Here is a 14,497-nt window from a genome sequence, read left to right as displayed (position 1 = left end):
AGCAAATAAAAGGAGCAAAGAGCCCAGAAAGAACTCAGCGTCTCACCCAACTCGACCGCGCCACCCGGACCGCCGAATCACTGAAGTCCTATACGCGCATGCCCACTTGCGGCCTCGGTCTTTACATACTCATGCGCTTGGTAAATATTTCCATTGACCCTCGCCTTACCTCTGCTTGGTATTTAACGGCAGTTGAGGGCTCGCTCACCCGCTCCCGACATCGCAAGAAATCACGCATACCGCCCATCCCTGACCGGCTCCAAGTCCATCCGCTCGATACCGGATGCACCCATCGCGACCTGGCCAGATACATCTCTCCTTCTGATCTCTACGCGGAGATCATGTGAAGGAGAGGTAATGAGCATTCGAAGAACGGGCGCGCCGCCGGGGGTACGCGAGAGATCACCTCTGCGGGGGCGGGTGCGTCGGATCTCCGGCTCGCTCGCGTTCGTGCTCATCGCCGAGGCAGCACTGCTGGCCACAGCCGGCACGGGGACCACCGCAGTCGCCGATGACTCGCCCGCCGCCGGCTCGTCGGCCACGTCCCTCGGCGCTGCCGAGGCGCAGGACGAGGCATCGGCGCTGCTCATGGCCCGGTTGCAGAACCGCAGGATCGAGGTGCTTTCGGAGCGGACCAGTACCGCGACCACCTGGGCGTTGCCGGACGGGACGCTGCGAACCGACACGTACGCCGGCCCCGTCCGAGTGAAGCAGGACGGAAGGTGGCAGGACATCGACACCTCCCTGTCCGACACCGGCGACGATCTCCAGCCCGAGGCCGCCGCGGCAGACATCGCTGTGTCCGACGGTGGTGACCGACAGCTCGCCTCCGTGACCAAGGGCAAGGAATCCTTCGGCCTGGGCTGGCAGGAGAAGCTCCCGAACCCGAAGGTGAAGGAGGACACGGCCTCCTACGACCTGGGCGACGGCCAGACGCTGAAGGTCACCGCGCTGGCACAGGGCTTCTCGGAGAACATCGCCCTCACTCAGCAGCCCGATGCGGCGGTGTCCTACCGGATCCCGCTGGATCTGCGGGGCCTGAAGCTCTCTCAGGCCGACTCCGGCCACCTGCTGCTGAAGGACGGCGACGGAAAGCTGGTTGCCGAGGCCCCCGCCCCCATGATGTGGGACTCGTCGCACAACGATTCCTCCGGCGAGCCCGAGCACAGCGAACGAGTGGACACGAGGATCGAAACCGCGTCCGACGGTTCGCAGACCCTCGTACTCAGCCCGGACAAGGGCTTCCTGGCCACCGCCACCTATCCGGTGACCGTCGACCCCACCTCGACCCTCGCGGTGACGACCGACACCTGGGTCCAGACCCCCGACTACCCCGACAGCCAGGTCTCCTCGGCCGAGTTGAAGTCAGGCACGTATGACGGCGGCACGGACAAGGCCCGCTCCTACCTGAAATTCGACGTGTCGAAGTTCAGCGGCAAGCACATCCTGGACACCAATCTGGCGCTGTACTCGTACTACTCGTCGACGTGTTCCACCTCCGGTGCGGGCACGCAGGTGCGGCGCATCACGTCGACCTGGTCCTCGTCGGACGTGACCTGGTCCACCCAGCCGTCCACCACCACGACCGACGCGGTGACGAACAAGGCGGCACTCGGCTACTCCTCGTCCTGTGCAGCCGGAACGATGAACTTCGACATCGACGGCATCGTCCAGGCATGGGCGGACGGCTCGGCCAACTACGGCCTCCAGGTTCGGGGCGCCGACGAGACGGATTCCACCACCTGGCGCCGGTTCCGCTCGGCGAACTACGTCTCCGGCGACAACTCGGTGGAACCGCACCTGACGGTCACGTACAACTCCTACGCCGTGAACGCCTCGGCGGCCATCGCTCCCTCCGTGGTCAACGCGTACAACGGGAAGCGCTACGTCACGTCCCTGACCCCCACGCTGACGGCCAAGGTCACGGATGCGGACGGGAGTTCGGTCAAGGGACAGTTCGAGGTCACGGCCGATCCCGCGTACGCGGACACCACGTACTCCTACACCGGCACCTCGCCGTCGGTCTCCTCCGGCTCGACGGTGAAGCTCACCGTTCCCTCCGACTCCGCGTTTCCAGCGGCCAAGCACCTGCGGTTCAGGGTCCGCGGTTACGACGGCACGGACTACGGGTCCTGGTCCGGCTACACCGCCTTCGCGCTCAACACCGGCCTGCCCACCGCTCCGGCGGTCTCCTGCGAGACCTACGACGAACAGACCTGGACCGCCAAGGCCGGGTCGGCCGTGGACTGCACGCTGGACACCTCGTCCGCCGACGGCCAGGGCTACTACTGGAGTCTGGACGATCCCAACGCGACGAGCAGGGTCGACGACACCGCGGACGGCAACGGCGGTGACGCGCTCACGGTCAGCATCAGTCCCGACAACGGGTGGCACACCCTCTACGCCAAGACGGTCGACTCCGGTGGGAACCTGTCGGCGGCCACCACGGCTTACACGTTCGGAGTGGGGGCCGACGGCGCCGCCGTGACCTCTCCCAAGGAGGGCACCAGTACCGCAAGGCGCGTCACCCTGAGCGCCCGCGGCAGGACCAGCTACACCTCGGTGACCTGGTACTACCGCACGGACGGAGTGGACGACTGGGTTCAGGTACCGGCCGGTGACGTGGTGACCGCGAGCAGCGGCACCGCCGTCACATGGCCCGTGTCCGTCACCGCCGGCAAGGCCACGGACGTGATCTGGAACGTCGCCTCGACGCTGGGCGTGGACACCGACCTGGACGTACGAGCCACCTTCACCGACGGCACGACCCCGGGCAACACCCAGAGTGTCGGGCTGACGCTCGACCGGGCGGCGGGCGCCGCCCCGCAGAAGAAGGTCGGGCCCGGGCAGGTCAATCTGCTCACCGGCAACTACACCCTCTCCGAGACCGATGTGTCCCTGCTGGGCCTGACCGCGCAGCGTACGGCGTCGTCGCGTGTCCTGAGCGACGACGTCGACTCCGACACCCTCGTCCCCGTCTTCGGCAACGGATGGGTCGCCGGTCAGGGAGCCGACGTACAGGCCGCCCGGTACTCCCGAATCGACGAGCTGAGCGCCGGCAGCATCAGGCTGACCGACATGGACGGTGAGACCGTCGACTTCGCCAAGGGCACGAGTGGCTGGACGTCCGGCGATGTCACCGACGTGACGCTGACCGGCGCAGTCACGGGAACCACATTCACCCTGAGCGATGCCACCGGCACCGTCGCGACCTACACGCAGCCGTCCGGCTCGACCACCGTCTGGCTGCTGGACACCGTCGCCGACACCTCCTCCACCGACGAGATCGACGTCTCCCAGGCGCTGATCACCGGTGACACCGTTCTGGCCCGCCCGAAGTACGCGATCACCGGCAGCGGCACGGTCTCGGCGAAGGACTGCTTCACCGACCGCACCGTCACGGGTTGCCGTGCTCTGGAATACGTGTACGCCGACTCGACCACGGCGACCTCCAGCACGGACGGCGACTACACCGGTCGGGTCAAGAGGATCAACCTGTGGGCCGCCGACCCCGGCGCCTCGACAGCAACCTCCACCGCGGTGGCCGCCTATGCCTACAACACGGCCGGACGCCTGACCCAGGCATGGGATCCGCGCGTGCCGTCCGCACTGAAGACCACCTACGGCTACGACTCCGACAGCAGGGTCACCTCGTACACAAGGCCGGGCCGGCTTGCGTGGACCTTCACCTACGGCTCCGTGGGTGACAGCGCGACCGCCGGGGCCGGCATGCTGCTCACTGCCTCGCATCCCGCGCTCGCGGCGGGTTCGGCCTCGTCGACCGCCGGCACGAGCGTGACGACCGTCGTGTACGACGTCCCGCTCAGCGGCAGCAACGCACCGCATCAGATGACGAGCGGCGATGTGGGGTCCTGGGGACAGGGCGACCGGCCCACGGACGCCGCGGCCGTGTTCTCCGCGGACAACGTGCCTGCCTCCAGCCTCGGTTCGGACCTGAACTCGTCGAACTACCGCCTGTCCACCATCTCTTACCTGGATCCGTCCGGCAACGAGGTCGACACCGCCACCGACGGCGGACATCTGATCAGCAAGGACTACGACGCCTACGGCAACGTCGTCCGCGAGCTCAGTGCGGCCAACCGCGAACTGGCCCTCGGCACCGCCGATGGCGCCGACACCGAACTGGCACGCCTCGGTATTTCCGGCTACTCGACCGCCGATCGGGCCGAGCGGCTGTCCACGCGCTACGTCTACAGCGACGACGGAACCGAGATGAAGGAGGAATACGGCCCGCTGCACAGGATCACCCTCCAGAACGCCCTCTTCGGCGGGGTGTCCGACGCGAAGCTCGCGGCCGGCACCGAGATACCCGCCCGCAAGCACGCCACGTACACCTACGACGAAGGACGCCCGGCCGGATCCGACACCCAGGGCCTGGTCACCAGCACCACCACGGGCGCCTCCGTCGACGGATACCCGGGCGACGCCGACAAGGTGACGGTGTCGACGGAGTACGACTGGAACAGTGGGCTGCCCACGAAGACGGTCACGGACCCGAGCGGTCTGGCGCTGACCACGTCCGCCACCTACACCTCCTCCGGTTCCACCGCGACCAGCACCGTCCCCGGCCCGAGCGCCTCTCAGGGAGTCAGGTCGACGACGACGTACTGGAGCGGCAGCGGCAGCGGGGACTGCTCAGGACATGCGGAGTGGGCCGGGTGGACCTGCCAGGTCACCACGGCATCCGTATCCGGCGGCGCGGCTGGGGAGACCGTCGTCAAGACGGTCACCTACGACCGCTGGGGCAACCAGGTCAAGGTGACCGAGACGTCGTCGGCGACGGCCCGGGTGACGACCTACACCTACGACGGCGACGGCCGCCTGACCAGGACGTCGGTCTCCGCCGGGACGGGAACGACCACACCCGACACCACACGCACGTACAACACCTCGAACGGCCTGGTTGCCACCATCACCACCAACGGCAGGACAGCGGCGTACGGCTACGACAAGCTCGGGCGAGTCATCAGTTATGACGACGGGTCGGGCAACACCGTGACTACCTCGTATGACGCCCTGGACCGCAGGACGAAGGTCAGCGACAGCGTGCCCTCCAGCACCAGCTACGCCTACGGCACGACGGCGGCGGGCGACTCGGTCGTCACCGTCGCCGACTCCATTGCGGGCACCTTCACGCTGACGCACGGAGTGGACGGCCGCCTGGAGTCAGGCACACTCGCCGACGGCAGCACGCTCGCTGTCAGCTACGACGAGGCCGGCAACACGACGACCCGCGCCTACTCCGCCTCGGACGGTACGGCGGAGCTCTCCGACAACGCCTCGTACACGGTCCAGGACCAACGCGCCCACGAGAGCAGGACAGCGGGCACCACCTCGGTCCTCGACTACAGCTACGACCGGGCCGGACGGCTCACGCAAACGGCCGTCGACGAAGGCACCACCTGCACGACGCGGGCCTACACCGTCGACGCCGCCGGAAACCGCACCCAGTCGCGGACCAGCACGGCGAACTGCGCGGACGGAGCCGACTCGACGTCGTCCACGGCCACCGCCTTGTACGACGCCATGGGACGGGCCGGCGCATTCACCTATGACGCCCTCGGCGAGGCCACACAGCTGGACGACGGCACTGCAGTCGGCTACTTCACCAACGGCACCGCGTACCAGTCCACCAAGGGCACCGACCGTGTCACCTGGTCCGTGGACGCCGAGGCCCGCCCGTCCGTGGCCACGGTGTCCAGCAACACCACAGGTACGTGGACGCAGGCATCCGTCACGACCACGCACTTCGGCGCGGGAACATCGCTCCCCTCGTGGAGCACCGACGGCACCACGGTGGTGCGCTGGGTGACCGATCCCGAGGGCAATCTGCTGGCCACCACCGGAGCGACGAAGAACGTCGTGTTGCAGCTGACCGACCTTCACGGCGACGTCGGCGTGGAACTCTCGACGAGCGACGGGAGCGCCACTGTCCACTCCTACACGGAGTACGGAGCGACGGACGCGTCCGCACGCTACGGCTGGTTCGGCAACACCCTGCTCGCCGACCGCCAGGCCAGCGGCCTCGTCCTGGTCCGCGGCAGGCTCTACCAGCCGGCGACCGGCCGCTTTTTGCAACCTGACATCGACGGCGCCGCCTACACGACGTACACCCTGGACGACGCGGATCCGGTGAACGCCCTCCGCCCGACCGCCACCCCGCAGTGAGCGGCCGGCCTGAGGCCACGCCACCGCGATCACCGGACAGAGAGACCACTTTGCGCACGAAGAGACTCGCCGCGCTCCTGGCGGGAGCCCTGGCATTCACCGCTGTCACCACGGAGCATGCGGCCGCCGCAGTACCCACCATCCTCACCGCCTGCGATCCGGGCAGCAGCTGGAAAGCCTGGAGCTACACGCACAAGGCGTACGTGATCACACACGAGAACGACAAGTACAACAACACCGGCATCACCCGGTCCTACTCCATTACCGAAGAGGTGGAGACCGTCGTCACCGCGGGCGCCGAGGCGACGTTCAACACATCAGAGAAGACCAACGTCGTCATCGGGAAAATGGAGGTGACCGTCGGACTCAATCTGCACTACGAGCACGCCCACACGTCGAAGTCGTCCATCACGTCGAGCTTCACGATCCCGTCGAGCGACCATCTGTACATCTTCTACAACGGCACCCGGAAAGCGTGGGGTAAATGGTCGCACTTCCACTGCGACTCCGCACAGAGCTGGCACGTCACCGCATACAAGAAGGTGAAGAGTTTCGCGGGAACCAGCGACGGATCCATTCGCTGCGACAAGTCGACCACCAACGGGCTGGCCAAGCTGGCCAAGAAGAAGTACTGCTTCTGAGGAGGAGGCTGTCGTGAAAAGCAGATCATTCCAACGGCGAGCGGTGGCTTCCCTCGCCGTCCTGAGCGGCCTGGCCACGCTGGTCGCAGGATGCGCAGCCTCGCAGGATGCGAAGAGCACGACGAGTGCCTCGGCCACGCCGAAGGCGGAGAACCCGGTACGCGCATGGACGTGCGCCGAAACCACGTTCCACTGGGGCAGGTTGTCCGAGAGCACGCCTCTCGTGGCAGCCTCCCAGGTGGTTCGCGTGACGTCAGGCAGCCATCTCGGTCTCACCACCTACGCGGCGATTCCCGTACGCCACGTCACAGCCTCGGTCGAGTCCAGCGGGAAACTGGACGCCCATGCGGTACTCGCGTCACTCCGCGCGAAAATGGGCCGCTCCGACCTCGCCGAAGCCGGAAAAACCCTCCCGATCCCAGGGAAGGAGGGATTGTTCAGCACTGACCCGGGGAACACGAAGGGGGACTTCGTCGGATATCTCGGCGTCCATGTCGTGACAGCGGACTTCGCCTACGGGTGTGTCAGCAACAAGACCGGAAAGAGCGTCCCGGCGTACGGCACCGTGACGACGTGGTATCGCCCCATCCAGGGCGAGTTCAAGTGCGGCATCGACATGAAGCTCAACGACGCGGCACGTGAAGCAAATTCTCTCCTATGCGGCGAGAAGGCCTCGCAGGGCGAGTAATACTGCTTCTGGAAGGTTCCGGACGCTGACACGGCGTCCGGAACCTTCCGCGAAGACAGCGGTTACGAGAAGGCACCCACCGCGGCTGAGCCCTCGCACGACCGGACGTCGCCGTGCCCAGCGAGCGAAGGCTGCCAGTAGTCCCGCCCGCGCGCACAGCCGAACCCGGACAACGCGCATGTCGTCGACGGCGGCAAGCCCGCTTCCGTCCGCCTGTTCCCCTAGATCAAGAAAAGCCCCCCGTGACCTCACGGAGGGCTTCACAACATCCTGACCTGCACTTCTGAGAGCCGCCTTCGGGATTCGAACCCGAGACCTACGCATTACGAGTGCGTTGCTCTGGCCATCTGAGCTAAGGCGGCGCGCCGTCCGCACCATGGTGCGATCAGCAACGTCGGTAAGTCTACACAGTTTCCGGAGGTGCTCCGCACCAGCCCTCGGCGCACCCCCGGACCGTCCGCCGAGGCGGCTACGAGCAGCGCTTTCCCTCCGCCGGCGGGGTGCCGCGGAGCAGGTACGTGTCGATCGCGGAGTCGATGCAGGTGCTGCCGCGGCCGTACGCGGTGTGGCCGTCGCCCTCGTAGGTGAGCAGGCGGGCCGAGGCGAGCTGGGCGGCCAGGGCGCGGGCCCAGCGGTACGGGGTGGCCGGGTCGCGGGTGGTGCCGACCACGACGATCGGGGCCGCACCCCGCGCCTCGATGCGATGCGGCTCACCCGTGGCCCTGACCGGCCAGTACGCACAGCTCAGGGACGCCCAGGCAAGGCCCTCCCCGAACACCGGCGACGCCTTCTCGAAGGACGGCAGCGCCCGCTCGACCTCCTCGGGGCTCCCGTAGGCGGGCGGCAGGTCGAGGCAGTTCACGGCCGCGTTGGCGGGCATCAGGTTGCTGTAGCGGCCCCCGGCGTCCCGCTCGTAGTAGCTGTCGGACAGCATCAGCAGGCCGGCGCCGTCCTTGTCCTTCATCGCCGACGTCAGCGCCTCCCGCAGCTGCGCCCACGAGCTCTCGTCGTACATCGCCGCGATCACCCCGGTCGTGGCGAGGGCCTCGCCGAGCCGGCGGCCGTCCGCGTCGCCGGTCGGGATCGGGTGCGCGTCCAGCTTCCTGAAGAAGGCCTTGAGGTGACGGCCGACCTCCGCGGTCGGCGTGCCCTTACCGCCGAGCGGGCAGTCCGGCTGCTGCACACAGTCCTTCGCGAACGACTGGAACGCCGTCTCGAAGCCCGCCGTCTGGTCGAGGTTCATCCGGCGCGCGGGCAGGGAGGGGTCCATCGCGCCGTCCAGGACGAGTCGCCCGACGCGCCCCGGGAACAGGCCCGCGTACGTCGCCCCGAGGAACGTCCCGTAGGAGGCCCCCACGTAGTTCAGCTTCCGGTCGCCAAGCACCGCCCGCACGATGTCCATGTCCCGGGCCGTCTCCACCGTCGACACATGCCGCAGCAGCCCCGGCGAGTGCGCACCGCACGCCTCCGCGAACTCCTTGTAGGCGTCGACGAGTTGCGTGGTCTCGCGCGCGTCGTCGGGGGTGGTGTCCGTCTGGGTGTACGTGTCCATCTTCCGCCCGTCGAGACATTCGACGGGCTCGCTGCGGGCGACGCCGCGCGGGTCGACGGCGACCATGTCGTACCGGGCCCGGACCGCCGCGGGGTAGCCGATCCCGGCGTACGCCTGGAGGTAGCCGACCGCCGAGCCGCCCGGCCCGCCCGGGTTCACGAACAGCGACCCGAGGCGCTTGCCCGGCCCGGTGGCCTTCTTGCGGGAGACCGCGAGCCGGACGTCCCCCGCCCCCGGCTTGGCGTAGTCGAGCGGCGCCTTCAGCGTGGCGCACTGGAAACCGGGGACACCGCAGCTGCGCCAGCGCACCGTCTGTCCGTAGTACGGCGCGAGCGCGGCCGGTGTCGCCTCCGGCAGCGCGGCCAGCGTCACCTCGGCGGCCGCGGTGGCCGAGGTCGACGGACCCGTCGAGGCACTGGCGGAGCAGGCCGAGACGAGGAGTGCCGCGGTCAGAAGGATGCCGCCGGTGCGGAGGGAGCGGGAGCTGCGCCTGGTGTGCATCAGGCGAGCGTAACTCTGCGCAGTTTGCTGATCGCGATCCGTGTGGACAAAGCCTCGTACGAGTGACGCCGGTCAACCCGCCCCCACCGAGGCCACGCCGTGGTCACGACGCCGTCAGCCCGCTCTGAGCGCCATCGCCATCGCCTCCACCGCGAGCAGCGGGGCCACATTGCGGTCGAGGGCCTCGCGGCACGCGCCGATCGCCTCGATGCGGCGGAGCGTGCTCTCCGGTGAGCTGCCGCGGGCGAGCCGCTCCAGGGCGTCCTCGGCGTCCGCGTTGGCGATCGCCACCCTGGATCCGAGCTGGAGGGCGAGGACGTCCCGGTAGAAGGCGGTGAGGTCGGTCAGCGCGAGGTCGAGGCTGTCGCGCTGGGTGCGGGTTCTGCGGCGCTTCTGCTTGTCCTCCAGGTCCTTCATCACCCCGGCCGTGCCGCGCGGCATCCGGCCACCCTGCACGGCCCCCATCGCCGCCTTCAGCTCCTCGGTCTCCTTGCCGTCCATCTCCTCGGCCAACTGCTTGGCGTCGTCGGCCGCCGCGTCGACGAGTTCCTGGGCCGCCCGCAGGCAGCCGCCGATGTCGTCGATGCGCAGGGGGAGCTTCAATACGGCGGCGCGGCGCTCACGGGCGGCCGGGTCGGTGGCGAGGCGACGGGCCCGGTCGACATGGCCCTGGGTGGCACGGGCGGCGGCCATCGCGGCGGCCGGCTCGATGCCCTCCCTGCGCACCAGCATGTCGGCGACGGCGTCGACCGAGGGGGTGGACAGGTTCAGGTGCCGGCAGCGGGAGCGGATCGTCGGCAGGACGTCCTCGATGGAGGGGGCGCACAGCAGCCACACCGTGCGCGGGGCGGGTTCCTCCACGGCCTTGAGGACCGCGTTGGCCGACTTCTCGTTCAGCCGCTCGGCGTCCTCGACGAGGATGATCTGCCAGCGGCCGTTCGCGGGCGAGGTGAACGACTTGCGCACGGTGTCCCGCATGTCGTCCGCGAGGATCTGGGTGCCGACGGCGGCCACGGAGGTGACGTCGGCGTGGGTGCCGATGAGTGCCGTATGACAGCCGTCGCAGAAGCCGCAGCCCGGTACTCCGCCGAGCGCCCGGTCGGGGCTGACGCACTGCAACGCGGCGGCGAAGGCTCTCGCCGCCTGGTTACGGCCCGCGCCGGGCGGGCCGGTGAACAGCCAGGCGTGGGTCATCTTCGACGCCTCGGGCGGCGGGGCGTCGGTGGCGACGGCGGTGACCAGGGCGTCGGCGTCCCGAGCGGCAGCGCCGAGCTGCTCGCTCACCCTCTCCTGGCCGACCAGGTCGTCCCATACGGTCATGGGTTGCGCCGCCCTTTCGTCATGCTTCGTGCGTAGGTCCATTGTGCGGGCCGGCACTGACAACGAGGCGACGGACGGTTGTCGGCCGCGGGCCGGTGGGGGCTGGTCGCGCAGTTCCCCGCGCCCCTAGGTGGGTACAGCTGGGCATGCCTGGAGCACACCCACTCAGGGGCGCGGGGAACTGCGCGACCAGCCACGACACACCCGCACCCCGCCGCCGACCGCTACCGACCCGCCCCCCGACGCCACCGCACCCGGCAACCGCCCCCTACCGCCCCCGACCCCGCCGTCCCCGATCATCCCCGTACTCGTCGTCATGCGGCCCGAGCAACTCGTCCGCCAGCGACGGCAGATCGTCCAGCGGCGTCTCCTCGGCCCAGTCCGAGCGGGGCCTGCGTCGAGGTGCCCCCTGCTCGTCGACCTGCGGCAGCTCCCGCGTGCGCTCCTCGTCCCGGAAGTACCCCGGCGGCACCCGGTCCCCGGGCCCGTCCCCCGACACCGGAGGCAGCACAGCCGTCTCGTCAGCCGCACCCGGCGTAACCGGCGGCAGCACCGCCGTCTCATCGGCCGCACCCGGAGGCACCGGAGGCAGCACGGCCGTCTCGTCGGCCGCACCCGGCGTAACCGGCGGCAGCACCGCCGTGTCGTCCGCCGCACCCGACGGCACCGGCGGCTGCGGAAGCTGCGCCGTCACCTCCGAGTCGGAGACCTCGCCGGAGTCCCCGCGTGAGTCCCCGTCCGTATCCTCGTCGTCCTTCTTCATGGACACCCGGGGCAGCACCGCCGTCTCGTCCACCGGACCGCCCGACGCGTTCGTCGGCGTCACCACGGGCGTGGGCACGGTCGCCGCGTCCAGCCCGGCCGACGGACTCGCGGTCTTCTTCGGTCCCGCCTCCGCAGCCGCGGTCGCGGACTCGGCGAGCCGTCGCGCCTCCTCGGCCCGCAGCAGCGCCTCCTCGGCCTTGCGCTGCTTCTCCAGGCGCCGCTCCTCGGCCTCGGCACGCACGCGTGCCTCCTCCTCGGCCTGCTTGCGGGCGGCCTCCTCGCGGGCCTTGCGACGCGCCTCCTCCTCGGCGCGGGCCTTCTCCTCGGCGAGCAGCCGGACCCGCTCCTCCTCGGCCCGCCGACGCGCTTCCTCGGCCCGCAGCCGGGCCTCCTCCGCCTGCCGCTCGGCCTCGCGCCGCTGGGCCTCCTCCAGCTCGCGCCGCTTGCGCTCCTCCTCCTCGGCCTTCAGCCGGGCGAGCTGCTCCTGGCGCTCCCGCTCCAGGCGCTCCTCCTCGGCCTTGCGCGCGGCCTCTTCCTCGGCCTTGCGCCGCGCCTCCTCCTCGGCCTTGCGGCGGGCCTCCTCCTGCTCGCGGATCTCCTGCTCGGAGAGCGGCAGCAGTTGGTCGAGGCGGTGCCGTACGACGGTGGTGACGGCCTCGGGCTCCTGCCCGGCGTCGACGACCAGGTACCGGCCGGGGTCGGCGGCGGCCAGCGTCAGGAACCCGGACCGCACGCGCGCGTGGAACTCCGCGGGCTCCGACTCCAGCCGGTCCGGCGCCTCCGTGAACCGCTCGCGGGCGATCTCGGGAGAGACGTCCAGCAGGACCGTCAGATGCGGCACCAGTCCGTTCGTCGCCCAGCGGTTGATGCGGGCGATCTCCGTCGGGGACAGGTCGCGCCCGGCGCCCTGGTACGCCACCGAGGAGTCGATGTACCGGTCGGAGATCACGACCGCGCCGCGCTCCAGCGCGGGCCGGACCACGGTGTCGACGTGCTCCGCGCGGTCCGCCGCGTACAGCAGCGCCTCCGCGCGGTGCGAGAGCCCGGCGCTCGACACGTCCAGCAGGATCGACCGCAGCCGCTTGCCCACCGGGGTCGCCCCCGGCTCGCGCGTGACCACGACCTCGTGGCCCTTGGCCCTGATCCACTCGGCGAGCGCCTCGGCCTGGGTGGACTTGCCGGCCCCGTCGCCGCCTTCCAGCGCGATGAAGAAGCCCGTGGCGGCGGGCACCGTCTCCGGGTCGTCGCCGCCGAGCAGCGCGTCCCGCAGGTCGTGCCTGAGGGGGACGCCGGAGCGGTCGTCGACCTTGGCGAGGACCAGCGCGGCCACCGGCAGCAGCAGCGCGCCGACCAGCATCAGCGTGAACGCGGCACCGCCGTGCGCGAAGACGAACTTGCCGTTCTCCAGCCGGTGCGGTCCGATCGCCGCGGCCACCACGGGTGCGAGCAGCGCGCCGAGCGCCACGCTCACGCGGACGACCGCGTGCAGATGCTCGGTGGTCCGGGCCCGCCGGGACTCCTCGGTCTCCTGGTCGAGCAGGGTGTGCCCGGTGTTGGCGGCCACCCCGGCGCCGATGCCGGCGAGCACCTCGATCAGCAGCACGGTGGTGAGGTCCGGGACGAGCCCGGCGGCCAGCAGGGCGATGCCGGTGAAGGCGATCGCCAGCGCGAGCAGCCGGCGCCGCGACAGCGTGACCAGCACCTTGGGCGCCGTACGGACGCCGACGACGACTCCGCCGGTCAGCGCGGCCACCATCAGGCCGTACGTCACCGGGCCGCCGCCCAGGTCCTTGGCGTGCAGCACCGCGACGGCCACGGCCGCGGCGATCGCCCCGGCGACGGCCGCGCAGGCCGGCACCAGCAGTGGGATCGCGCCGGTACGGCCCTTGTCGACACCGGCGCCCGCCTTGGGCCGGCGCAGCCCCTCCAGCGGCGAACGCGCGCGCGGGGTACGGGTGTCGGGCAGTTCCAGGAAGGTCAGCAGCGACAGCGAGGCGGCGAACAGACCGGCCGCGACGTACGAGGCGAGGGCCGCCTGGTGCTGGCCGAACCAGACGATGCCGGAGCCCAGCAGGTTGTTGAGCAGGGCCGCGACGACGAGCACGACGGCGGCGAGCGGGATCACCACGAAGGTCGTGCGCAGCGACAGGCGGCGCAGCGCGTCCAGGTGGTCCGGCAGCGGTCGTACGGTGGCCCCCTCCGGCGGCGGAGCCGGCAGCAGGGCGGGGGCCGCGCTCTCGCGGCACACGGTCCAGAAGCGCTCGGCGACACCGGTCACGAAGGCGGTCACCAGCAGCAACGCGAGGGCGTTCTCCGGCGTCCAGTCTATCCACAGGGGCGCGACGATCAGCAGCGCGATCCTGACGCCGTCCGCGCCGACCATCGTCCAGCGGCGGTCGAGCGGGCCTTCCTGCGACGTGAGCGAGGTCAACGGGCCGAGCAGGACGGCGCCGAAGAGCAGCGTCGCCAGGATGCGCGTACCGAAGACGGTCGCCACTGCGAACGCCACGCCCCGGTAGCCGCCGCCGAACGCGCCCTCGCCGATCGCCGCCTGAAGGGCCAGCAGGACCAGCACCAGGAGCGCGAGGGTGTCGCCGATACCGCCGACGAGTTGGGCGCTCCACAGGCGTTTGAGCTGGGGCCTGCGCAGCAGGGCGCGGACGGCGCGCTCGCGGGAGTCCGCGACCAGGGCGTCGTCGGGGGCCGGGTGAGGGGCCGTGGGCTGCTCGGCACGGGTCATGCTTTCAGCCTATCGGGAGCCACCGACAGCCTGGGATGCCCGTCCTGACGTGCGCACGTCCCGACACCAAAGTGATGCCGGGACGTTCGCTTTGCGAAGCC

General features: G+C 70.1%; 6 protein-coding genes and 1 tRNA gene. 3 read left to right on the top strand and 4 right to left on the bottom strand.

All coding sequences use genetic code 11. The annotated features are described in order from the left end of the window. Positions 1-357: 357 nt before the first annotated feature. The 3 genes from AQJ54_RS31410 to AQJ54_RS31400 are packed head-to-tail and all read left to right on the top strand — an operon-like array spanning position 358 to position 7,518. Complete coding sequence (locus tag AQJ54_RS31410; protein WP_159055574.1) at positions 358-6,189, top strand: DNRLRE domain-containing protein; 5,832 nt, start codon at positions 358-360, stop codon at positions 6,187-6,189. A 50-nt stretch (positions 6,190-6,239) separates the two neighbouring features. After that, positions 6,240-6,830 carry a hypothetical protein gene (locus tag AQJ54_RS31405; RefSeq protein WP_062242865.1) on the top strand — a complete coding sequence of 197 codons (591 nt, stop codon included), beginning with the start codon at positions 6,240-6,242 and terminating at the stop codon, positions 6,828-6,830. 13 nt (positions 6,831-6,843) lie between these two features. Beyond that, the gene (locus AQJ54_RS31400; RefSeq protein ID WP_159055573.1) at positions 6,844-7,518 is read left to right on the top strand and encodes a hypothetical protein; all 675 of its coding nucleotides are present in this window, start codon (positions 6,844-6,846) and stop codon (positions 7,516-7,518) included. 288 nt (positions 7,519-7,806) lie between these two features. Here AQJ54_RS31400 and AQJ54_RS31395 read toward each other — a convergent pair. The 4 genes from AQJ54_RS31395 to tmk all read right to left on the bottom strand — a co-directional run bounded on the left by AQJ54_RS31395 (position 7,807) and on the right by tmk (position 14,396). Then, a tRNA-Thr gene (locus tag AQJ54_RS31395) sits at positions 7,807-7,880 on the bottom strand. A 107-nt stretch (positions 7,881-7,987) separates the two neighbouring features. Beyond that, the gene (locus AQJ54_RS31390; RefSeq protein ID WP_062242859.1) at positions 7,988-9,571 is read right to left on the bottom strand and encodes an alpha/beta hydrolase; all 1,584 of its coding nucleotides are present in this window, start codon (positions 9,569-9,571) and stop codon (positions 7,988-7,990) included. Between the two features lie 114 nt (positions 9,572-9,685). Then, positions 9,686-10,891 carry a DNA polymerase III subunit delta' gene (locus tag AQJ54_RS31385; protein ID WP_062026050.1) on the bottom strand — a complete coding sequence of 402 codons (1,206 nt, stop codon included), beginning with the start codon at positions 10,889-10,891 and terminating at the stop codon, positions 9,686-9,688. Positions 10,892-11,159: 268 nt separating this feature from the next. Next, positions 11,160-14,396 carry a dTMP kinase gene (gene tmk, locus AQJ54_RS31380; RefSeq protein WP_062242856.1) on the bottom strand — a complete coding sequence of 1,079 codons (3,237 nt, stop codon included), beginning with the start codon at positions 14,394-14,396 and terminating at the stop codon, positions 11,160-11,162. Between the last annotated feature and the right edge of the window lie 101 nt (positions 14,397-14,497).

This window comes from Streptomyces griseorubiginosus, from assembly GCF_001514195.1.
In the GTDB taxonomy this organism is placed as follows: Bacteria; Actinomycetota; Actinomycetes; order Streptomycetales; family Streptomycetaceae; genus Streptomyces; species Streptomyces griseorubiginosus.
This window is presented reverse-complemented; position numbering and strand designations above follow the sequence as displayed.